The sequence below is a fragment of the Pseudomonas sp. OF001 genome (assembly GCF_904426495.1).
GTDB lineage: Bacteria > Pseudomonadota > Gammaproteobacteria > Pseudomonadales > Pseudomonadaceae > Geopseudomonas.
Genome location: NZ_CAJGBM010000003.1, coordinates 63,213 through 84,333, shown reverse-complemented (window position 1 = coordinate 84,333; position 21,121 = coordinate 63,213). Strand labels below are relative to the sequence as shown.

The following is a 21,121-nucleotide window of genomic DNA, read 5'->3' as shown; positions in this document are numbered from 1 at the left end:
AACGCAAAAGCCAACAGTCGGGCATCCAGGCCCAGGAACGGGCGATGGATCAGGGACACACAAGAAAAGGCGCAACCATCATGACAGCATCCCAGCAAGGTACCGCACCCCTGGCCGAGGTCTACGACCTGGCGGTGATCGGCGGCGGCATCAACGGTTGCGGCATCGCCGCCGACGCCGCCGGCCGCGGCCTGTCGGTGTTCCTCTGCGAGCAGCACGACCTGGCGGCGCACACCTCCTCGGCCAGCAGCAAGCTGATCCACGGCGGCCTGCGCTACCTGGAGCACCACGAGTTCCGCCTGGTGCGCGAGGCGCTCGGCGAGCGCGAGGTGCTGCTGGGCATGGCGCCGCACCTGGTGCGGCCGCTGCGCTTCATCCTGCCGCACCGCCCGCACCTGCGCCCGGCGTGGATGATCCGCGCCGGGCTGTTCCTCTACGACCACCTCGGCGTGCGCCACAGCCTGTCCGGCTCCCGCCACCTGCACTTCGGCCCCGGCTGCCCGCTCAAGGCGGAGATCGAGGAAGGCTTCGAATACTCCGACTGCTGGGTCGACGACGCGCGCCTGGTGGTGACCAACGCCATCAGCGCCCGCGAGCACGGCGCGCACATCCACACCCGCACCCGCTGCATCGGCGCGCGGCGCAGCAAGGACCTCTGGCACCTGCAGCTGGAGCGCGAGGACGGCAGCCGCCTGTCGCTGCGCGCCCGCGCCCTGGTCAACGCCGCCGGGCCGTGGGTCGAACAGGTGCTCGGCGACTGCCTGCACCAGCGCAGCCAGCAGCACCTGCGCCTGATCCAGGGCAGCCACATCGTGGTGCCGCGCCTGCACGACGGCGAGCAGGCCTACATCCTGCAGAACAGCGACGGCCGCATCGTCTTCGTCCTGCCGTACCTGCAGCGCTTCAGCCTGATCGGCACCACCGACCGCGAATACCGCGGTGACCCGGCGGCGGTACGGATCAGCGACGAGGAGATCGACTACCTGCTCGGCGTGGTCAACGCGCACTTCCGCCGGCAGATCGAGCGCCAGGACATCGTCAGCCACTTCGCCGGCGTGCGCCCGCTGTACGACGACACCCAGGACAACCCGGCGGCGGTCACCCGCGACTACCGTCTGGTGCTGGCCGACGAGCACGGCGCCGCCCCGCTGCTGTCGGTGTTCGGCGGCAAGCTGACCACCTACCGCAAGCTGGCCGAGGCCGCCCTGACCCAGCTGGCGCCCTGGTTCCCGCACATGGGCCCGGCCTGGACCGCACACAGCAAGCTGCCCGGCGCCGAGGAGCTGGATTCGGTGAGCCAGCTGGCCGAGGCGCTGTGCGACGCCCACGGCTGGCTGGCCGGCGACCTGGCGCGGCGCTGGGCGGCCAGCTACGGCACCCGCGCCTGGCGCCTGCTGGAGGAGGTGCACTGCCTGATGGACCTGGGCGAGAACTTCGGCGCCGGCCTGTACGCCCGCGAGGTGGACTATCTGCGCGAGGAGGAATGGGCGGTCAGCCTGGAGGACATCCTCTGGCGGCGGACCAAGCTCGGCCTGCTGCTCGGCCCGATGCAGCAGCAGAAGCTGCAGCGCTACCTGCAGGGCGCGCAGGCGCCCGGTGCCGGCCCGATCATCCACGAACGCCTGGTCGGCAATCCCCTCGGCCGCCTGCCCTGCAGGGACGCCGGCACTCCGCAGCGCCCGGCGCGCTGAACGCCAGACAGCAAGCCCCCCCGACCGCGCGGCGGACGGGGGTTCCCGCCGGAGGCGTCAGGCCGCCTGGCGGCGCGAGCGCACGAACAGGTAGAACACCGCGATGCCGGCGACCACCAGGCCCGGGGCCGAGGCGGCCATCACGCCCACGGTGCCGGTGCCCAGGGCGAGCATCTTGCCGGCCACCAGCGGGCCGCTCATGGCGCCCAGGCGACCGACCGCCACGGCGGTGCCGACGCCGGTGGCGCGCACCTCGGTGCGGTAGAACAGCGGTGCCAGCGCATAGAGCACGCCCTGCCCGCCGGTGGCGAACACGCCGGCGGCGAAGCCGGCGAACAGCATGCCGACGAAGCTCTCGACGATGCCGAGGGCGGCCAGCGCGGCGAGCAGACCGCCGTAGATCAGCGCGGCGATCGCCAGCGGACGCAGGGTGTTCATCAGCACGCCGAGCATCAGGGTGCCGACGGTGGCGCCGATCTGCAGGGTGAACACCACCCAGCTGGCCTGCACGCCCGTGAAGCCCTGGCCGACCAGCAGGCTCGGCAGCCAGCTGATCAGCATGTACACCACCATCAGGGTGAAGAAGTAGGCGACCCACAGCAGCACGGTCGGCAGCGCCGCACCGTTGCGGAACAGGCCGTCGACCACCGGCACCTGCGGCTCCTGGCTGGCCGCGGACTTGCGCGCCTTGAAGGCGGCCGACTCCGGCAGCCACAGCACCAGCAGCGGCACCACCAGCAGCGGCAGCACGCCGCCGACGTAGAACGGCACGGTCCAGTCATCGAAGTAGCCGACGATGCCGATCATCGCCGCCAGCGCCGCGCCCAGCGGCACGCCGCAGTACATCAGGCTCACCGCGGTGCCGCGCAGGCGCGAGCCGGCGGCCTCCGAGCACAGGGCGATCAGGTTGGGCAGCGCGGCGCCGAGGCCGACACCGGTCAGCAGGCGCGCCAGCATCAGGCTGTACAGTTCCCAGGCGTGGGCGGTGGCGATGGAGAACACGCCGAACAGCGTCACCGAGGCGATCAGCACGCCCTTGCGGCCGATGCGGTCGGCCAGCCAGCCGCCGACCAGCGCGCCGGGCAGCAGGCCGAGGATGCCGGCGCTGAACACCCAGCCCATCTGCAGCTTGTCCAGGCCGAAGGCGAGGCCCATGCCCTTGGCGGCGATGCCCGGCGCCTGGAAGTCGATGCCTTCCAGCACGGCCACGGCGAAGCACAGGGCGATGGTCAGCCAGGTACGCCGGCTGTCGGGTGATGCTTGGGCAGCGGTTTGGGAAAGGGCTTCCGCAGTGCAGGTTTTCATATCGGTCTACCTGATTGTTTTCTTATTGGAGTGCACAAAAAGGCCAGTTACCCGAAGGAAACTGGCCGTTGCTCGGGACAGCTCAGTGGTTCTTGCCCGCTGCCAGCAGGTCGAGGGCCACGTCGACGATCATGTCTTCCTGGCCACCCACCATGCGCCGGCGTCCCAGTTCGACGAGGATGTCGAGGGTCTTCAGGCCGTACTTGGCGGCGGCCACTTCGGCGTGACGCAGGAAGCTCGAGTAGACGCCGGCGTAGCCGAGGCCGAGGGTCTCGCGGTCGACGCGCACCGGGCGGTCCTGCAGCGGGCGCACCAGGTCGTCGGCGGCGTCCATCAGGCGGTACAGGTCGGTGCCGTGGTTCCAGCCCATGCGTTCGGCGGCGGCGATGAACACCTCCAGCGGCGCGTTGCCGGCGCCGGCGCCCATGCCGGCCAGGGAGGCGTCGATGCGGTCGCAGCCCTCTTCCACCGCAGCGATGGAGTTGGCCACGCCGAGGGACAGGTTGTGGTGGGCGTGCATGCCGGTCTGGGTCGCCGGATCGAGCACAGCCTTGAACGCGCGCATGCGGTCGCGGATGTCGTTCATGTTCATCGCGCCGCCGGAGTCGGCCATGTAGATGCACTGCGCGCCGTAGCTTTCCATCAGCTTGCCCTGGGCGGCCAGCTGCTCGGCCGGGATCATGTGGCTCATCATCAGGAAGCCGACGGTGTCCATGCCCAGCGAGCGGGCGTACTCGATGTGCTGCTTCGATACGTCCGCCTCGGTGCAGTGGGTGGCCACGCGCACCGAACGGGCGCCGGCGTCATAGGCGGCCTTGAGGTCATGCACGGTGCCGATGCCGGGCAGCAGCAGCACGGTGATCTTGGCGTGCTTGATCACATCGGCGGCGGCCTCGATCCACTCCAGGTCGGTGTGGGCGCCGAAGCCGTAGTTGAACGAGGAGCCCTGCAGGCCATCGCCGTGGGTGACTTCGATGGAATCGACGCGCGCCTCGTCCAGCGCGCGGGCGATGTCCTGCACGTTCTGGATCGAGTACTGGTGGCGCACGGCGTGGCTGCCGTCGCGCAGGGTGACGTCGGAGATGTACAGCTTCTTGCTCGGGTCGAAGGTCATGGCGCGTCTCCTCAGCCGTTGATCATGGAAAGAGCCATGCGCTCGGCGGTGGCCAGCGCGGCGGAGGTCATGATGTCGAGGTTGCCGGCGTAGGCCGGCAGGTAGTGGGCGGCGCCTTCGACTTCGAGGAACACGGAAGTCTTCAGACCGGAGAAGGTGCCGTGGCCCGGGATGGTCAGCGGCTTGTCCGCGGGGATCACGTCGAACTGCACCTTCTGCTTGAGGCGGTAGCCCGGCACGTAGGCCTGCACGGCGGCGGCCATTTCCTCGACCGAAGCCTCGACCTTGGCCTGGTCGACCGCTTCGGACAGCACGAACACGGTGTCGCGCATGATCAGCGGCGGCTCGGCCGGGTTCATGACGATGATCGCCTTGCCCTTGGCAGCGCCGCCGATCACTTCGATGGCTTTCGAAGTGGTCTCGGTGAACTCGTCGATATTGGCGCGGGTGCCGGGACCGGCGGATTTCGAGGCAATGGAAGCGACGATCTCGGCGTAGTGCACCTTGGCCACGCGCGACACGGCAGCAACCATCGGGATGGTGGCCTGGCCGCCGCAGGTGACCATGTTGACGTTGGTCGCGGCGAGGTTTTCTTCCAGGTTGACCACCGGCACGCAGTACGGGCCGATGGCCGCCGGGGTCAGGTCGATCAGGCGGATGCCGGGCTTCAGGCTGCGCAGGAAGGCGTCGTTCTTCACGTGGGCGCCGGCCGAGGTGGCGTCGAACACGAAGTCGATGTCCTTGAAAACGTCCATGCGGGTCAGGCCCTCGACACCCTCGTGGGTGCTGGCCACGCCCATGCGCGCGGCGCGGGCCAGGCCGTCGGAGGCCGGGTCGATGCCGACCATGGCGCCCATTTCCAGGTTCTTGCCGTTGCGCAGGATCTTGATCATCAGGTCGGTGCCGATGTTGCCGGAGCCGATGATGGCGACTTTGAGTTTTTTCATGCTTGGTCTCACTGCTGTACCCGGGTGGGGCGAGGAATTCACTCGGCGCTGAAGCTGACGCCGACCTGGCCGATGCCTTCGATGATCGCCTCGAAGCGGTCGCCGGCGGCCACGCCCACCATCGGGCCGAGGGCGCCGGTGAGGATGACGTCGCCGGCCTTGAGCGGCTCGCCCAAGCGGGCCATGGTGCGGGCCAGCCACACCGCGGCATTCAGCGGATGGCCGAGGCACTCGGCGCCGCTGCCGCTGGAAACGATCTCGCCGTTGCGGGTCATGGACATGGCGGCCTGGCGCAGGTCGACGTCGGCGATGCGCCGCGCCGGGCCACCGAGCACGTAGCAGCCGCTGGAGGCGTTGTCGGCCACGGTGTCGACGAAGCGGATGTTCCAGTTCTGCACGCGGCTACCAACGATCTCCAGCGCCGGCAGCACCCAGCCGGTGGCCTCGACCAGCTCGGCGAAGGTGGTGTCGGCACGCGGCAGGTCCCTTTCCAGGATCAGGGCGATCTCGGCCTCGATCTTCGGCTGCAGCACGCGGCCGAACGGCACCACCTCGTTGTCGCCGTAGCTCATGTCGGCGAACAGGGTGCCGAAGTCCGGCTGGTCGACGCCGAGCTGGGCCTGCACCTTGGGGTTGGTCAGGCCGATCTTGCGGCCGACCACGCGGCGGCCGTTGGCCACGCCGTGGGCGACGTTGAGGCGCTGGATGGCGTAGGCCGCCGCGCCGTTGTCCTCGCCGATCAGCCCGCGCAGCGGCTCGACGGCCTCCCCGCTCGCCTCGGCGCCGCGCAGGGCGGCGGCCAGTTGTTCCAGGGTCTGTTGGGTCACGCTCATGACTTAACCTCGGGTGCGCGCAATTCGGGGGGCCGCCGGCGGTCCGCATGGGAAACAGGAGCCGGAAGCTGTCGGTGGCCGACAGGAAAGCCGCGGTCAGAACCTGCTCGGGTTGTCCGCAGCTGCCGTGGGGCCTTTGTTGTCGCGGCGAGTATAGGAACGGCCGAAAAACCCCGACAATGAAAAACCGCCCGAACGTGCACTATGTGCACATCGTTGTTTTTAAAGGATTTTTTCAAATAAAAAGCCTGTACCGGCCCGCGCTCCGGTGTGCCGGCGGACGGGTGGTACAGGCAGGAAACCCGGCTTCGGCCAGAGGCCGGGTAGACCGATAAACGGAGCCGGCGGCGAGGCGCCGGCCGCAAGCGGATCAGTGGTTCAGGAAGTCCAGCACCATGCGGTTGAACTTGTCGGCGTGCTCCCACTGCGCCCAGTGGCCGCAGCGGTTGAACACGTGCAGCTCGGCGTTGGGCAGGCCGGCGAGCAGGCGCAGGCCGGTATCCATCGGCACGAAGCGGTCGTTGCTGCCCCAGATGATCAGGGTCTGCGCCTTGATCTCGGCCAGGCGCGGGCTGAAGTCGGGGAACTGCTTGGGGTTGGCCGCCAGGCTCTTGACGAAGTTCTCCAGGTGATCGCGACGGTTGAGCATGTTGTCGAGACGGGCCTGGAACAGCTCCTCGGTGAGGTCGCTGGTGTCGAAGACGAAGACGTTCATCATCTTCTTCAGGTTGTCGATGGTCGGCTCGCGGTACAGGCCCTGCAGCAGCTTGATGCCTTCGGTGGGCATCGGCGTGAACGGGCTGGCGCCGCCGGTGCCACCGCCCATCAGCACCAGCTTGCCGACGCGCTCGGGGTTGGCCAGGGCGAAGGCGACGGCACTGTGGCCGCCCATCGAGTTGCCGAGGATGTGCACGCGGTCCAGGTCCAGCGCATCGACCAGGCCCTTGAGCACGCGGGCGTTGAGGTCGGAGCGCGAGCCGGTGCAGACGATCGAGTCGCTCTTGCTCCAGCCCGGGCAGTCCATGAGGATCACCCGGTAGCCGGCATTCACCAGCGGCTCGATGTTGCGGTTGAAGTTGGCCCAGCCGCTGGCGCCGGGACCGGAGCCGTGCAGCATGACCACGGTTTCGCTACCGCTACCGCAGTCGTTGTAGTGGATGTTGAGGTCGAGCTCGCCGTCCTGGATGCGCACGAACTTGCTGGTGGCGGCTTCGCTCAGGGGAGTACCGATCATGGATGCTGTCCTCGAATTCAGGCTTGGGGGGCGAGACGGCGGAAGGCGCCGTTCAGGTACAGGAGCGGCTCGCCGCCCTGCTGGCCGCGGGTGGCCAGGACCTCGCACAGGAAGGCGTGGTGGGTACTCTCGTCGAACACCTTGACCACCCGGCAATCGAAGTTGGCCAGGGCGCCGTCGAGCACCGGCACGCCGCTGGCCAGGTCGCGCCACTGGCCATGCTGGAAGCGCGCCTCGCCGTGCACGCCCTCGACCATGCCGGCGAACACCTTGGCCTCGTGCTCCTGCTCGGCGCTCAGCACGTTCACGCACAGCGCGCCGCTGCTCATGATCGCCTCGCTGGCAGCGACCTTCTTGTTGACGAACACCACCAGGCGCGGCGGCTCGGCGGTCACCGAGCACACGGCGGTGGCGGTCAGGCCCAGATGGGTCTCGCCGTCACGGGCGGTGATGATGGTCACGGCGGCGGCCAGGTTGCGCATGCCGACGCGGTGGTCGTCGGCGCTCACCACCGGCAGGCTGGCCAGTTCGGCGTTGGGCACCCAGTCCAGCAGTTGATTGATCTCTTTGCTCACGACAGTAGCTCTCACGCAGCGGGCAGAAGTGGGTGGGCTACGTGGCCCACCCATCGGTTCCGATCCGGAATCAGACCTTGACGCCGAACGGGTTGGCCGCCGGCATCGGGTTGCCGAGCAACTGGCCACCGAGCAGGTCGCCGATGTTGTCCTGGTTCTGGGTGATGTGGTTGGCGCCGACCAGGATGTCGCGCATCTGGCGCTGCATCGGGCTGCTCAGCCACACGCCGCGGGTGGCGGTCTTCTTGAAGATCATGTGCGCGGCATCGAAGCACTCGCCGCCGGTGAACTGGTTGGTGGCGAAGTGGCGCACGCGCACGTCCAGCGGCACCAGCTCGCCGCGCGAGGCGTACTGCCAGGCCTCGTCGGTGTTCTGCAGCACGCGTGCCTGGCAGGCGACGATCTTGGCGAAGGCTTCGCCCAGGCGGTTCTTGATGAACGGGTCGTTGACCGCAGCGCCGACCGCCTGGTTGAGGTTCTGACGCGGCATCATGTGCTCGATGTACAGGTCGACCATGCCGCGCGCCATGCCGATGATCACCGAGGACACGGCGGCGTAGAACACGAAGAAGAACGGCATCTTGAACAGGTTCTCGACGTGGCCGTGGGACTCCTGGTCGTAGGCCGCGATCACGTGGCTGCGGTACTCGGGAACGAAGACTTCCTTGATGATCAGCTTCTTGCTGCCGGTGCCGGCCAGGCCGACCACGTGCCAGTCGTCGACGATCTCGAAGTCGCTGCGCTGCACCCAGAACGAGCGGAACTCCATCTCGCCCTTGTCGTTGGCCACGCGGCCGCCGAGGAAGGCACCGCCGGCGGCGTGGTCGCAGCCGCTGGAGGTCAGCCACTCTCCGTTGAGCACGTAGCCGCCCTCTGCGCGCTTGACGGTGCCGAACGGCGCGTAGGAGGAGGACACCAGGCGGGTGTTGTCGTCGCCCCACAGCTCCTCGCCGCAGCGCGGATCGAGCAGGCCGACCTCGAAGGGGTGCACGCCGAGCACCATCACGTTCCAGGCGCTGGACGGGCAACCGCGGGCCAGTTCCATCAGCACCTTGTTCAGCACGTTGGGGCTCATCTCGTAGCCGCCCCAGCGCTTGGGCTGCAGGATCTTGAAGAATCCGGCTTCCTGGAAATCGGCGATGGTTTCCTTCGGCACCATGCGCGCCTTCTCGCAGGCCTCGGCACGCTCGCGCAGGCGCGGGATCAGCGCTTCGGCGCGGGCGACGATTTCGGCTTCGCTGGGGATCTGGGTTTCGATGTGGCTCATGTCTCTGACCTCTTTCACGCCGCGGCACGCACCGCGGCTGACGCACTCTTGTTGTGGATGGCGTTGACCCGCGGGTCAGGCCTGCTCGGCGCTCACCACGCCATAACCGGCAATCCATTCGTTGATCGCCCGGTAGTAGTCCAGGCGGGCGGTGTAGGCACCGGTGGCGGCCAGTGCGCTGAAGGCGGCGACCCAGGTGCGCACCTCGTGGGCCGAACGGCCGGCGGCCTTGGAGATCTCCTCGATCTTGAATTCGTCGATTTCGTCGAGGCGGCCACTGAGCAGCAGGTCGACGAAAGCGAGGTCCCACTCGGCGTTCAGCGGGGTCTGCGCCGACAGTTCGGTGCCGTAGATCTTGCCGGCGGCGATGGTGCGCTCCTGGCGGGCGGCGCGCGCTTCCGGCGTCGGGTTGCGCCCGGCGATGAGGAACTCGGCGATGGCCTCCGGGGCGCTGTCCAGCAGCGGGACCGGCGGCTCGTGGGACAGACCGCCGGTGCCGAGGATCAGCACCCGCTTGTTCAGCGTGGCGAGGAAACGGCCGACCACCTCACCGAGCTTGCGCACGCGACGGTAGGGGGCGAACGGCGGGGCCACCGAGTTGACGATGATCGGGATCACCGGGTAGCGGTCGATGGCGCCGGTCATTTCCTCGAGGGTCTGGGTGCAGCCGTGGTCGACCTGCAGGCGGTGCGACAGGGCGATGTCCACGTCGTTGTCGAGGATGAAGCGGGTCAGCTGCATGGTCAGATCGCGCGGGATCGACAGCGGACCGGCGAGGCTCTGATAGTCGCCCACGCCTTCGGCGGCGGTGGCGATCACGAACGGAGGCATCAGGTCGTAGAACAGCCCGTTGTAGTGATCCGGGGCGAAGATCACGATCAGCTCGGGATCGAAGGCCTCGACCTCGGCGCGCAGCTTGGCGGTCACCGCATCGACTTCAGCGACGACCTCGGCACCCGGGTCATTCAGACCGCGCAGGGGGGTATGCGACAGGCATTTGAGTTGTACAGTCATGAAACCTCCGAAACCTGGAGAGACGAACGGCGGCTCTGTCGGCCAGGCGTGTCGTGTCAGGGAATGCGCCTTGGCTCGACCTCTGGCGCAGCGTCGCGGCGGTGCCTTGCACACGCCAGCAGCCCGGCTCATCCCCTGGTTGTTTTTTGTTCAGAGCGGACGCTGGCCATTCTAGGGGCAGGCTTCGGGAAGGAAAAAAACTATCTGCCCTTTCGTGCACTATGTGCACGTCATTGTTTTTAAAGGATTTTTCACGAATCGACTGGAGATTTCGGGGGGTACGGCCCGGGCCACGGCGCCTGCCAGCGGCGCAAAAACCCTTTTCTGGCTGGGGAAATCCGCCGGCGCGGCGCGCCCGGACGCTGGGCCGGCAAGCAGCCGGCGTGGTTGAATATCGGCAAACCGGACCGGCCTCCTGGTAAGCGCACGATGAGCAGCACCCGCGAAACCGAATACAAGACCGTCCGCGGCCTGACCCGCGGCCTGCAGATCCTCAACGCCCTCAACCGGGTGGACGGCGGCGCCAGCCCGGCGAAACTGGCCGAGCTGACCGGCCTGCACCGCACCACCGTGCGCCGGCTGCTGGAGACCCTGCAGGACGAGGGCTACGTGCGGCGCAGCGAGTCGGACGACAGCTTCCGCCTCAACCTCAAGGTGCGCGAACTGAGCGAGGGCTTCCGCGACGAGCAGTGGATTTCCGAGCTGGGCGCGCCGCTGCTGGCCGAACTGCTGCAGGAGGTGCACTGGCCAACCGACCTGTGCACCCTGGACGTCGACGCCATGGTGGTGCGCGAGACCACCCACCGCTTCAGCCGCCTGTCGTTCCACCGCTCGATGGTCGGCCGTCGCCTGCCGATGCTGATCACCGCCACCGGCCTGGCCTACCTGGCGTTCTGCCCGGACGCCGAGCGCGAGCGCATCGTCGAGCTGCTGGCCAAGCGCGACGACGAGGAGAGCCACCTGGCGCGCAACCCGCTGGCGCTGGACAACCTGCTGCGCCGCACCCGCCACCGCGGCTACGGCGAGAACTTCGGCAGCTGGAACACCGAGGAGCGCATCGCCTCCATCGCCGTGCCGATCTGCGGCGAACAGCGGGTCTACGGCTGCCTCAACCTGGTCTACGTGCTCAAGGCGATGACCATCGAGCAGGCCGCCCAGCGCTACCTGCCGGCGCTGCAGCGGGTCGCCGCCACCATCGAGCAGGGCATCCGCGAACGCGAGCAGGCCGGGCCGGTGCTGTCGTGAGGCGTCGGGTGGACAACCACGCAGCGTTGTCCACCATCAGCCGGCGCGCGGGACTGTCGTGATCGACCGGGGCGCAGGAGCGCCCGGCATGGCGTTCCCACGCCGGAGCGTGGGAACGATCGAGTCGGCTCCTACGCCGCCGCCCGTGCCTTGCCGCGCAGCTGGCGCGCCGCACTGACCATGTGCTCCAGCGCCCTGAGAGTCTCCGCCCAGCCGCGGGTCTTCAGGCCGCAGTCGGGGTTGACCCACAGCCGCTCGGCAGGAATGCGCTCCGCCGCCTTCTCCAGCAGCGCGACCATCTCCGCCACGCTCGGCACCCGCGGCGAGTGGATGTCGTAGACGCCCGGGCCGATCTCGTTGGGGTACTCGAACGCCTCGAAGGCCTCCAGCAGCTCCATCTGCGAGCGCGAGGTCTCGATGGTGATCACGTCGGCGTCCATCGCGGCGATGGCCTCGATCACGTCGTTGAACTCGCTGTAGCACATGTGGGTGTGGATCTGCGTGGCGTCATCCACGCCGCTGGCGCACAGGCGGAAGGCCTCCACCGCCCAGTCCAGATAGTGCTGCCAGGCTCCGCGGCGCAGCGGCAGGCCCTCGCGGAACGCCGCCTCGTCGATCTGGATGATCCTGATGCCGGCCGCCTCCAGGTCCTGCACCTCGTCGCGGATCGCCAGCGCCAGCTGGCGCGCCTGCTCCTCGCGGCTGACGTCCTCGCGCGGGAACGACCACATCAGCATGGTCACCGGCCCGGTCAGCATGCCCTTCATCGGCTTGGCGGTGAGGTTCTGCGCGTAGCGTATCCACTCCACGGTCATCGGCCGCGGCCGGCTCAGGTCGCCATAGATGATCGCCGGCTTGACGCAGCGCGAGCCGTAGCTCTGCACCCAGCCGAAGCGGGTGAAGGCGTAGCCGTCGAGCTGCTCGGCGAAGTACTCGACCATGTCGTTGCGCTCGGCCTCGCCGTGCACCAGCACGTCCAGCCCCAGCTTCTCCTGCACGCTCACCGCATGGCGGATCTCGGCCTGCATGGCCTCGGTGTAGTCGGCCTCGCCGAGCTTGCCCAGCTTGTACGACTGGCGCGCCAGACGGATCGCTGCGGTCTGCGGGAAGGAGCCGATGGTGGTGGTCGGGAACGCCGGCAGGTCGAGGCGTTCGCGCTGAACGACGATGCGCTCGGCGAACGGGCTGGCGCGGCGGCTGTCGGCCGGCACCACCCGGGCCAGACGCGCCTGCACCGCCGGATCGTGGATGCGCGGCGACTGGGCACGCGCCTGCTGAACCGCGCGGCTGTCGGCCAGCGCGGCCTGCATCAGGGCATCCTCGGGATGGTTCAGGGCGCGGGCCAGCAGCGCCACCTCCTCGCACTTCTGCACGGCGAAGGCCAGCCAGCCCTTCAGCTCGGCGTCCAGGCGGTCCTCGCGGTTCAGATCCACCGGACTGTGCAGCAACGAGCAGGACGGCGCCACCCACAGGCGCTCGCCCACCCGCGCCTGCGCCTCGCGCAGCACGTCCAGGGCCTGCTCCAGGTCGCAGCGCCACACGTTGCGGCCGTTGACCACGCCCAGCGACAGCACCTTGTATGCCGGCAGGCGGTCGAGGATCGCCGGGAACTGCTCGGGCGCGCGCACCAGGTCGAGGTGCAGGCCGGCCACCGGCAGGTTGGCGGCCAGCCCCAGGTTGTCCTCCAGGCCGGCGAAGTAGGTGGTCAGCAGCTTCTGCGGAGTCGGCGCCTGCAGCAGGTTGTAGGCGCGCTCGAAGGCGCTCTTCCAGTCCTGCGGCAGGTCGAGGCCGAGGATCGGCTCGTCGATCTGCACCCAGTCGACACCGAGGCCGGCCAGGCGGCCGAGCACCTCGCCGTACACCGGCAGCAGGCGCTCGAGCAGTTCCAGCTTGTCGAACTCGTCGCCGCGCACCTTGCCCAGCCACAGGTAGGTCAGCGGGCCGATCAGCACCGGCTTGACCGCATGGCCCAGTTCACGGGCCTCGGCGACCTCCTCGAACAGCTGATCCCAGCTCAGGCGGAACTGCTGGTCGCGGCTGAACTCGGGGACCAGGTAGTGGTAGTTGGTGTCGAACCACTTGGTCATCTCCAGCGCCTGCGCACCGCCACCCCCGCAGCAGCCGCCGCTGGCGCCGCGGGCCATGGCGAACAGGGTGTCGAGGGTGACGCGGCCGTCGGCGCCACGGAAGCGCTCGGGCACCACGCCGAACATCAAGGAGTGGTTGAGCACCTGGTCGTACCAGGCGAAGTCGCCGACCGGCAGCAGCTCGATGCCGGCCTCCTGCTGCAGCTGCCAGTGCGCGGCGCGCAGCTGGCGGCCCACCGCGCGCAGCCCGGCCTCGTCCAGCTCGCCCTTCCAGTAGGCCTCTAGGGCCTTCTTCAGCTCGCGGTCGCGGCCGATACGCGGGAAGCCGAGGGTGTGCGCCAATGCCATTTGTCTGTCTCCGTGTTGGTGATGGCGGTCATTGTCGACAGCCGCCACCACATGAGACAAACTCAATATATTCGTGATGATCTACAATTTTACTCACGACACACACAGGTCAGACTGGTGCGCATGGTGCACCCTACGCCCAACGCCGCCACCCTGTAGGGTGCGCCGTACGCACCTCCCACCCCGCCGAGGCCGCCATGATCGAACTGCGCCACCTGAAGACCCTGCACGCCCTGCGCGAATCCGACAGCCTGGTGGAGGCCGCCGAGCGCCTGCACCTGACCCAGTCCGCCCTCTCCCACCAGTTCAAGGAGCTGGAGGAGCGCCTCGGCCTGCCGCTGTTCGTGCGCAAGACCAAGCCGGTGCGCTTCACCAGCGCCGGCCTGCGCCTGCTGCAGCTGGCCGACGCGGTGCTGCCGCAGCTGCGCAGCGCCGAACGCGACCTGGCGCGTCTCGCCGGCGGCACCGCCGGAAGGCTGCACATGGCCATCGAGTGCCACAGCTGCTTCCAGTGGCTGATGCCGACCATCGACCAGTTCCGCGACGCCTGGCCGGAGGTGGAGCTCGACCTCGCTTCGGGCTTCTCCTTCGCCCCGCTGCCGGCGCTGGCGCGCGGCGACCTCGACCTGGTGGTGACCTCCGACCCGGTGGAGCTGGCCGGCATCACCTACGTGCCGCTGTTCACCTACGAGGCGCAGCTGGCGGTGGCCAACCAGCACCCGCTGGCGGGCAAGCCGTATGTCACCGCGGAGGACCTGGCCGACGAGACGCTGATCCACTACCCGGTGGAGCGCGACCGCCTGGACATCTTCACCCGCTTCCTCGACCCCGCCGACGTCGAGCCGGCCGGACTGCGCACCGCCGAGCTGACGGTGATGATGCTGCAGCTGGTGGCCAGCGGCCGCGGCGTGTGCTGCCTGCCCAACTGGGCGCTGCACGAGTACAGCTCGCGCGGCTACGTGACGGCGAAGAAGCTCGGCGAAAAGGGCCTGTACGCCACCCTCTACGCCGGCATCCGCGCCGACATGCTGGATGCGCCGTTCATGCGAGACTTCCTCCTCACCGCCAAGGACACCTCGTTCGCCACCCTCGAGGGGGTGAGTGCGGCGCGGGGCTGAGGCGGATCAGAAGGCCAGCATCCCCACCGCCATCAGCAGCGGCGTCGCCACGCTGACCGCCACGTTCAGCCCCATCGCCGGCAGCAGGCTGTCCGGGGACTCGCCATCGCGGCGCAACAGGCGCCAGGCGCGCAGCGCCGGCAGGGCGCCGAGCAGGCCGAGGGCGGCGCCGGCCGGCACCCAGCCGGCGAGGACGAACAGCAGCAGGCCGGCGAAGGCCAGCAGCCACTGCGCACCGAGCACGCCGACCGCGCGCTCCCGGCCGAGCAGCATCGGCAGGGTCAGGCGGCCGACACTGCGGTCGGCGTCGATGTCGGGGAACTGGTTGAGCAGCAGCAGGTTGTTGCACAGGCCGAACGGCACCAGCGCGAGCAGCGCGGCGCTCGTGCTGAGCTGTCCGGCGAGGACGCTCTGGGTGCCGAGCACCATCAGCGGGCCGAAGCCCAGGCCCGGCGCCAGCAGGCACAGCCAGGGCCGGCGGGTCAGCCAGGGCGTGTAGGCGACCACCAGCAGCAGGCCTGCGGCACCGAGCGGCGCCAGCTGCCAGAGCAGCGCCGGCTGGCGCAGCAGGAAGTACAGGCCGATGGCGGCGGTGAGCGCCACGCCGCCGAGGCCGAGGCCCAGCGCTCGGCCCAGATGTTGCGGAGCGGCGACCAGGGTGCCGCTGCCGCCGCTGAACGGCGTGCGCTCGGTGCGCAGGTCGAGGCCGCTGCGGTAGTCGCCGTACTCGTTGAGCGCGTTGACCGCGGCATGCGCGGCCAGGGCGCCGAGCAGCACCAGCAGCGCGTCGGCGACGAAGGCGCCATCCAGCGCGCGCGACTGCAGCGCCACGGCGATGCCGAGGGCCACGCAGGTCAGCGCCAGGACCAGGAAGCGCCCGCGAATCACCCCCAGCCAGTCCCACCTGCCTGCCATCCCTGCCCTCCTGTCGGTCGATAGGCTCCCGGCCAGGCGAGGCCGCCCGGGATGCCCGAAGGCCGGCATCATAGCGTGCTGTGCCGCACCTCGCAGGCGCATGGTGGCGAATGCGACTAAGCTTTTGCTCGTACGCGATATAACCTCTTCACGGACAGTACCGCCATGGGTGCCCCCGAGCAGTCCTCATCCGCAGTTGCTGAAGTTGCAGACGCGGTGGCGCCGCCTCAGCGTTACCGGGCCCCGGCGGCGAGCAGACGCCGCATCTGGCGCGTACGCGCAGGCTTTTCCGTGCTGCTGCTGGCCGCGGCTGTGGGTATCGGCTGGCTGGCGGCGCGCGAGGCGCGCACCTCCGAATGGCAGGCGCGCCTGCTCGGCGACTGGTCGGCGCGGCTCAAGTATCAGGTCGAGCCCGGCCCCAGCGACGCCATCCGCTTTCCCTCGCAAGGCCCCTTCGACCAGCGCCTGGGCTACGTCGGCCTGCCCGAGTTCATCCGCCGCCTGAGCGCCCAGGGCTTCGTGGTGGAGCGCCAGGCACGCTTCTCGCCGGCGCTGCTGGACTACACCGACCGCGGCCTGTACCCGCCCTACCGCGAGAAGACCCACGCCGGGCTGGACATCACCGACTGCCGCGGCCAGCCGATGTTCGGCTTCCGCCACCCGCAGCGCCACTATGACCGCTTCCGCGACATCCCGCCGCTGGCGGTGGCCAGCCTGCTGTTCATCGAGAACCGCCACCTGCTCGATACCGACCAGCCGCAGCAGAACCCGGCGGTGGACTGGCCGCGCTTCGCCATGGCGGCCTGGACCCAGTTGGCCAGCCGGCTGCATGCCGACACCGACAGCGCCGGCGGCAGCACCCTGGCCACGCAGATCGAGAAGTTCCGCCACTCGCCGGAAGGGCGCACGCCCAACGCGCCGGAGAAACTGCGCCAGATGCTCTCGGCGAGCATCCGCGCCTACCGCAACGGCAGCTCGACCCTGCCGCTGCGCCGGCAGATCGTCCACGACTACATCAACAGCGTGCCGCTGTCCGCCGCCGCCGGCTACGGCGAGGTGCACGGGCTGGGCGACGGGCTGTGGGTCTGGTTCGGCGCCGACTTTGCCCAGGCCAACCGCGCACTGGCCGGCGGCGAGGACGTCAGCCTCGCCGAACAGGGTCTGGCCCTGCGCCAGGTACTGGCCCTGATGATCGCCCAGCGCCGGCCATCCTGGTACCTCACCGACGGCCGCGCCGAACTGGCCGAGCTGACCGACAGCCACCTGCGCGTGCTGGCCGGCGCCGGGGTGATCACCCCGGCGCTGCGCGATGCCGCGCTGGGCCAGCAGCTGAGCTTCCGCAATCCGGCCACCGACCCGGCGCTGCCGCCGGTGGCCTCGGACAAGGGCATCAACGCCATCCGCACGCGCCTGGTGCGCAGCCTCGGCCTGCCGCTGTACGACCTCGACCGCCTCGACCTGTCGGTCGACGCCACCCTGAATCAGCCGCTGCAGCAAGCGGTCAGCGACTACCTCGAGAAACTCGCCGACCCGGCCGTCGCCGAGCAGGTCGGACTGTTCGGCGAGCGCCTGCTCAGCCCCGAACTGACCGCCGACGTGCGCTACAGCTTCACCCTGTTCGAGCGCAGTGCCAACGGCAACCGCGTGCGCGTGCAGACCGACACCACCGGCCAGCCGTTCGACATCAACGAGGGCAGCAAGCTGGAGCTGGGCTCCACCGCCAAGCTGCGGGTGCTCGCCACCTACCTGGAGATGGTCTCCGAACTGCATCAGAAGCACTCCGGCAAGACGCCAGCCGAGCTGCGCCGGCTGTACCAGGAAGCCAACGAGCGCGACAACCTCAGCCGCTGGGCGCTGGACTGGCTGCGCGCCAACCCGCAGGCCAGCCTGACGCAGATGCTCGACGCCGCGCTGGATCGCAAGTACTCGGCCAGCCCCGGCGAGACCTTCTTCACCGGCGGTGGCGCCCACACCTTCAGCAACTTCCGCAAGGAGGACAACGGCCGCATGGCCTCGGTGCGCGAATCGCTGCGCGAGTCGCTCAACCTGCCATTCGTGCGCATCCTGCGCGACGTGGTGCGCTACAGCACCTACCAGATGCCCAACAGCGTGCAGATGCTCACCAACGACCAGTACCCGCCGCGCCAGGAATACCTGACCCGCTTCGCCGACAAGGAGGGCACGGTGTTCCTGCTGCGCTTCTGGCGCAAGTATCGCGACAAGGCGCCCCAGGAGATGTTCGACACCCTGATCGAGGGGCTCAGCCTGTACCCGTCGCGCCTGGCCGCGATCCACCGCTATCTCTATCCCGACGCCAGCCTGGAGGAGTTCCGCCAGGTGATGAAGACCCACCTCGGCAAGCAGATGCCGCCGCCGAAGAAACTCGAGGAACAGTACTACCGCTACGGTCCGGACGCCTTCAACCTGCCGGACCAGGGCTACATCGCCCGGGTGCACCCGCTGGAGCTGTGGCTGATCAGCTATCGCATGCAGAACCCGCAGGCCAAGTTCGACGAGGTGGTCGCCGCCAGCCGCGACGAGCGCCAGGAGGTCTATGGCTGGCTGTTCAAGAGCCGCCACCGCAGCGCCCGCGACAGCCGCATGCGCACCATGATTGAGGTCGAGGCGTTCACCGACCTGCACCAGCGCTGGGCCAGGCTCGGCTTCCCGTTCGACCACATGGTGCCGTCGCTGGCCAGCGCGCTGGGCAGCTCGGGCGACCGCCCGGCGGCGCTGGCCGAACTGATGGGCATCATCCAGAACGACGGCATGCGCCTGCCGACCGTGCGCATTGACAACCTCGACTTCGCCATCGCCACGCCCTACGAGACCCGCATGGAGCGCCAGCAGACCAGCGGCGAACGGGTGATGCGTCCGGAAGTGGCCGCCGCCCTGCGCAGCGCACTCGCCGACGTGGTGGAGAACGGCACCGCTCGCCGGCTCAAGGGCGTGCTGCAACAGCAGGATGGCCAGCCGATGGTGCTCGGCGGCAAGACCGGCACCGGCGACAACCGCATCGAGACGGTGACGCGCAGCGGCTGGGTGACCAGCTCGACGGCACGCAACCGCACCGCCACCTTCGTGTTCTTCCTCGGCCCGCGCCACTTCGGTACCCTCACCGCCTATGTCGCCGGCGAGAAGTCCGCGCGCTTCCGCTTCACCTCGGCGCTGCCGGTGCAGGCCCTCAAGGGCATGCTGCCGCTGCTGCAGCCCTACCTGCTGGCCGAGGCCACCGCCTGCCACGCACCGGAGCGAGAGGCCAGCGTCGAACCGCGCCTGCACGCCCTGCAGAACCACCGATAAGGAAGCCTCCGTGATCCCCAGCCTTCCCGGGCTGCGCCGCGCGCTCGGCCTGAGCCTCGGCCTGCTCGTCGCAGCCTGCACCCACCAGCCGAGCCCCGAACCCTTGCCCCGCCCGTCCCAGCCGGAGGCGGCCAGCGGCTGGCAGGCCAAGCCGGGCTGGCAGCTGCAGCGCCAGGCGGTGGCCGCCGCCAACCCGCTGGCTGCCGAAGCCGGCCGGCAGATCCTCGCCGCCGGCGGCAGTGCGCTGGACGCGGCGATCGCCGTGCAGATGGTGCTCGGCCTGGTCGAGCCGCAGTCCAGCGGCCTGGGCGGCGGCGCCTTCCTGCTGCACTGGGACGGCCAGCGGCTGGACGCCTGGGACGGCCGCGAGACCGCCCCGCAGGCCGCCGACGAGGCGCTGTTCCTCACCGCCGAGGGCCGGCCGATGGCCTTCATGGAGGCGGTGGTCGGCGGCCGCGCGGTGGGCGTGCCCGGCGTACTGAAGATGCTCGAGGCGGCGCACCGCGCCCATGGCCGCCTGCCCTGGGCAACCCTGTTCGCGCCGGCCATCGAGCTGGCCGAGCAGGGCTTCGCGGTCAGCCCGCGTCTGCACCAGTTGCTCGCCGCCGACGCGCACCTGCGCCGCGATCCGGCCGCGGCAGCCTTCTACTACCGGGCCGACGGCTCGCCGCTGCCGGTCGGTCACGTCCTGCGCAATCCGGCACTGGCGGCGGTGCTGCGCGACATCGCCCGCGACGGCAGCGCGGCCTTCTACCGGGGGGCGGTCGCCCGCGACATCGTCCGGCGGGTGCGCCAGCATCCCGGCAACCCCGGCCGCCTGCAACTGGCCGACCTGCAGGGCTACCGGCCGCTGCGCCGCGAGGCGCTGTGCCAGCTGTGGCTGGCGCAGTACCGGGTGTGCGGCTTTCCGCCGCCCTCCTCCGGGCTGATCACCCAGATGCAGATCCTCGGCCTGCTCGAACAGTTGCCGAAGCCCGTTCCGCCGCTGGAAGACGGCCGCCCCTCTGCCGAATTCCTGCACCGCTACAGCGAGGCGGCCAAGCTGGCCTTCGCCGACCGCGCCCAGTACCTCGCCGACCCCGACTTCGTCGCGCCGCCGGCCGGCGACTGGCGCAGCCTGCTGGCCCCCGCCTACCTCAAGCAGCGCGCCAGCCTGATCGGCGAGCGCAGCATGGCCAACGCCAGCCACGGCGTGCCCGGCGGCGCGCCGCTGGCCTGGGCGCCGCAGGCGGATCAGGAGGAGTACGGCACCAGCCACATCAGCATCGTCGACGCCCGCGGCAACGCGCTGGCGATGACCAGCAGCATCGAACAGGCCTTCGGCGCGCGCCTGCTCAGCGACGGCGGCAGCGGCCTGCCCGGCGGCTTCCTGCTCAACAACCAGCTCACCGACTTCGCCCTCGCCCCGCGCGACGACCAGGGCCGGCCGGTGGCCAACCGGGTCGAGCCGGGCAAGCGCCCGCGCTCGAGCATGAGCCCGACCCTGGTGTTCGACGCGAAAGGCGGCCGACTGCTGGCCAGCCTGGGCGCACCGGGTGGCGCGGGGATCATCCACTTCAACGCCAAGACCCTGCTCGGCCTCTACCAGTGGCAACTAGACGCCCAGCGCGCCATCGACCTGCCCAACTTCACCAACTTCAACGGTCCAACCGTGCTGGAGGCCGGGCGCTTCCCCCCGGCCACCCTCGACGCCCTGCGCGCCAGGGGCCACCAGGTCAGCGAAGGCGAGCTGCCCAGCGGCCTGCAGGCCATCCAGCGCAATGCCCGCGGCTGGTTCGGCGGCGCCGATCCGCGCCGCGAGGGCGTGGTGCTGGGCGAGTGATCAGCCCTTCTGCCGGCGCAGGCGCACGTAGAGCGCCTCGACCTTCTCCCGCGCCCAGGGCGTGCGGCGCAGGAAGGTCAGGCTCGACTTGATGCTGGGATTGGCCTTGAAGCAGCGGATGTCGATGCGCTGGGCCAGGCCGTCCCAGCCGTAGTGCGCCACCAGCTCGGTGAGCAGGGCTTCGAGGGTGACGCCGTGCAGCGGATTCTTCGGGGTATCGGTCATGGTCGGCCTGTGCTGGGGAAAGGAGCCGCGCAGCATAGCTGCAGAGGCCTTGCGGCCAAATAAAAAAAGCCCGCGTCT

At 69.5% G+C, this 21,121-nt stretch carries 16 protein-coding genes; 5 read left to right on the top strand and 11 right to left on the bottom strand.

Going from position 1 to position 21,121, the window contains the following annotated elements; all coding sequences use genetic code 11:
- The first annotated feature begins 80 nt into the window (after positions 1-80).
- Positions 81-1,691 carry a glycerol-3-phosphate dehydrogenase gene (gene glpD / locus RA210_RS03320; RefSeq protein WP_201485388.1) on the top strand — a complete coding sequence of 537 codons (1,611 nt, stop codon included), beginning with the start codon at positions 81-83 and terminating at the stop codon, positions 1,689-1,691.
- A gap of 57 nt (positions 1,692-1,748) precedes the next feature.
- Here the strand turns inward: glpD and mhpT are convergent, their stop codons facing one another.
- The 8 genes from mhpT to RA210_RS03280 all read right to left on the bottom strand — a co-directional run bounded on the left by mhpT (position 1,749) and on the right by RA210_RS03280 (position 9,980).
- Positions 1,749-2,996: a 3-(3-hydroxy-phenyl)propionate transporter MhpT gene (gene mhpT, locus RA210_RS03315; RefSeq protein WP_201485387.1), complete on the bottom strand. Its 1,248-nt coding sequence runs from the start codon at positions 2,994-2,996 to the stop codon at positions 1,749-1,751.
- A gap of 82 nt (positions 2,997-3,078) precedes the next feature.
- Complete coding sequence (dmpG, locus tag RA210_RS03310) at positions 3,079-4,110, bottom strand: 4-hydroxy-2-oxovalerate aldolase (RefSeq protein ID WP_201485386.1); 1,032 nt, start codon at positions 4,108-4,110, stop codon at positions 3,079-3,081.
- 11 nt (positions 4,111-4,121) lie between these two features.
- Positions 4,122-5,057 carry an acetaldehyde dehydrogenase (acetylating) gene (locus tag RA210_RS03305; protein ID WP_201485385.1) on the bottom strand — a complete coding sequence of 312 codons (936 nt, stop codon included), beginning with the start codon at positions 5,055-5,057 and terminating at the stop codon, positions 4,122-4,124.
- Between the two features lie 38 nt (positions 5,058-5,095).
- A complete protein-coding gene (gene mhpD / locus RA210_RS03300; protein WP_201485384.1) occupies positions 5,096-5,890 on the bottom strand; it encodes a 2-keto-4-pentenoate hydratase in 795 nt (264 codons plus the stop codon).
- A 370-nt stretch (positions 5,891-6,260) separates the two neighbouring features.
- Positions 6,261-7,124, bottom strand: coding sequence for an alpha/beta fold hydrolase (locus tag RA210_RS03295; RefSeq protein WP_201485383.1), 864 nt, complete (start codon positions 7,122-7,124; stop codon positions 6,261-6,263).
- A gap of 17 nt (positions 7,125-7,141) precedes the next feature.
- Complete coding sequence (locus RA210_RS03290) at positions 7,142-7,699, bottom strand: flavin reductase (RefSeq protein WP_201485382.1); 558 nt, start codon at positions 7,697-7,699, stop codon at positions 7,142-7,144.
- 70 nt (positions 7,700-7,769) lie between these two features.
- Positions 7,770-8,966 carry an acyl-CoA dehydrogenase family protein gene (locus RA210_RS03285; RefSeq protein WP_201485381.1) on the bottom strand — a complete coding sequence of 399 codons (1,197 nt, stop codon included), beginning with the start codon at positions 8,964-8,966 and terminating at the stop codon, positions 7,770-7,772.
- 75 nt (positions 8,967-9,041) lie between these two features.
- Positions 9,042-9,980, bottom strand: a complete 939-nt coding sequence (locus RA210_RS03280; RefSeq protein ID WP_201485380.1) for a 3-carboxyethylcatechol 2,3-dioxygenase — start codon at positions 9,978-9,980, stop codon at positions 9,042-9,044.
- A gap of 429 nt (positions 9,981-10,409) precedes the next feature.
- Here RA210_RS03280 and RA210_RS03275 point away from each other — a divergent pair, with 429 nt between their 5' ends.
- Positions 10,410-11,225, top strand: coding sequence for a DNA-binding transcriptional regulator (locus RA210_RS03275; protein ID WP_201485379.1), 816 nt, complete (start codon positions 10,410-10,412; stop codon positions 11,223-11,225).
- 131 nt (positions 11,226-11,356) lie between these two features.
- Here RA210_RS03275 and metE read toward each other — a convergent pair whose 3' ends face one another.
- On the bottom strand, positions 11,357-13,660 hold the full coding sequence (gene metE, locus RA210_RS03270) for a 5-methyltetrahydropteroyltriglutamate--homocysteine S-methyltransferase (RefSeq protein WP_201485378.1): 2,304 nt from the start codon (positions 13,658-13,660) through the stop codon (positions 11,357-11,359).
- Between the two features lie 197 nt (positions 13,661-13,857).
- Here metE and metR point away from each other — a divergent pair, with 197 nt between their 5' ends.
- Positions 13,858-14,778 carry a transcriptional regulator MetR gene (metR, locus tag RA210_RS03265; RefSeq protein WP_201485377.1) on the top strand — a complete coding sequence of 307 codons (921 nt, stop codon included), beginning with the start codon at positions 13,858-13,860 and terminating at the stop codon, positions 14,776-14,778.
- Between the two features lie 6 nt (positions 14,779-14,784).
- Here metR and RA210_RS03260 read toward each other — a convergent pair whose 3' ends face one another.
- Entirely contained in the window at positions 14,785-15,693 is a 909-nt protein-coding gene (locus tag RA210_RS03260) for a prenyltransferase (protein WP_201485376.1), read from the bottom strand.
- Positions 15,694-15,858: 165 nt separating this feature from the next.
- On the opposite strand from RA210_RS03260, the gene RA210_RS03255 reads away from it, so the two are divergent.
- Positions 15,859-18,996 carry a transglycosylase domain-containing protein gene (locus RA210_RS03255; protein ID WP_201485375.1) on the top strand — a complete coding sequence of 1,046 codons (3,138 nt, stop codon included), beginning with the start codon at positions 15,859-15,861 and terminating at the stop codon, positions 18,994-18,996.
- A gap of 10 nt (positions 18,997-19,006) precedes the next feature.
- Entirely contained in the window at positions 19,007-20,818 is a 1,812-nt protein-coding gene (locus RA210_RS03250; protein ID WP_201485420.1) for a gamma-glutamyltransferase family protein, read from the top strand.
- On the opposite strand, the gene RA210_RS03245 is transcribed toward RA210_RS03250, so the two are convergent.
- The gene (locus RA210_RS03245) at positions 20,819-21,043 is read right to left on the bottom strand and encodes a VF530 family DNA-binding protein (protein ID WP_201485374.1); all 225 of its coding nucleotides are present in this window, start codon (positions 21,041-21,043) and stop codon (positions 20,819-20,821) included.
- Between the last annotated feature and the right edge of the window lie 78 nt (positions 21,044-21,121).

Excerpts from the sequence above, each read along its gene's own strand:
- glpD (WP_201485388.1), top strand. The coding sequence starts at position 81 with ATGACAGCATCCCAGCAAGGTACCGCACCCCTGGCCGAGGTCTACGAC.
- mhpT (WP_201485387.1), bottom strand. The coding sequence starts at position 2,996 with ATGAAAACCTGCACTGCGGAAGCCCTTTCCCAAACCGCTGCCCAAGCA.
- dmpG (WP_201485386.1), bottom strand. The coding sequence starts at position 4,110 with ATGACCTTCGACCCGAGCAAGAAGCTGTACATCTCCGACGTCACCCTG.
- RA210_RS03305 (WP_201485385.1), bottom strand. The coding sequence starts at position 5,057 with ATGAAAAAACTCAAAGTCGCCATCATCGGCTCCGGCAACATCGGCACC.
- mhpD (WP_201485384.1), bottom strand. The coding sequence starts at position 5,890 with ATGAGCGTGACCCAACAGACCCTGGAACAACTGGCCGCCGCCCTGCGC.
- RA210_RS03295 (WP_201485383.1), bottom strand. The coding sequence starts at position 7,124 with ATGATCGGTACTCCCCTGAGCGAAGCCGCCACCAGCAAGTTCGTGCGC.
- RA210_RS03285 (WP_201485381.1), bottom strand. The coding sequence starts at position 8,966 with ATGAGCCACATCGAAACCCAGATCCCCAGCGAAGCCGAAATCGTCGCC.
- RA210_RS03280 (WP_201485380.1), bottom strand. The coding sequence starts at position 9,980 with ATGACTGTACAACTCAAATGCCTGTCGCATACCCCCCTGCGCGGTCTG.
- RA210_RS03275 (WP_201485379.1), top strand. The coding sequence starts at position 10,410 with ATGAGCAGCACCCGCGAAACCGAATACAAGACCGTCCGCGGCCTGACC.
- metE (WP_201485378.1), bottom strand. The coding sequence starts at position 13,660 with ATGGCATTGGCGCACACCCTCGGCTTCCCGCGTATCGGCCGCGACCGC.
- metR (WP_201485377.1), top strand. The coding sequence starts at position 13,858 with ATGATCGAACTGCGCCACCTGAAGACCCTGCACGCCCTGCGCGAATCC.
- RA210_RS03260 (WP_201485376.1), bottom strand. The coding sequence starts at position 15,693 with ATGGCAGGCAGGTGGGACTGGCTGGGGGTGATTCGCGGGCGCTTCCTG.
- RA210_RS03255 (WP_201485375.1), top strand. The coding sequence starts at position 15,859 with ATGGGTGCCCCCGAGCAGTCCTCATCCGCAGTTGCTGAAGTTGCAGAC.
- RA210_RS03245 (WP_201485374.1), bottom strand. The coding sequence starts at position 21,043 with ATGACCGATACCCCGAAGAATCCGCTGCACGGCGTCACCCTCGAAGCC.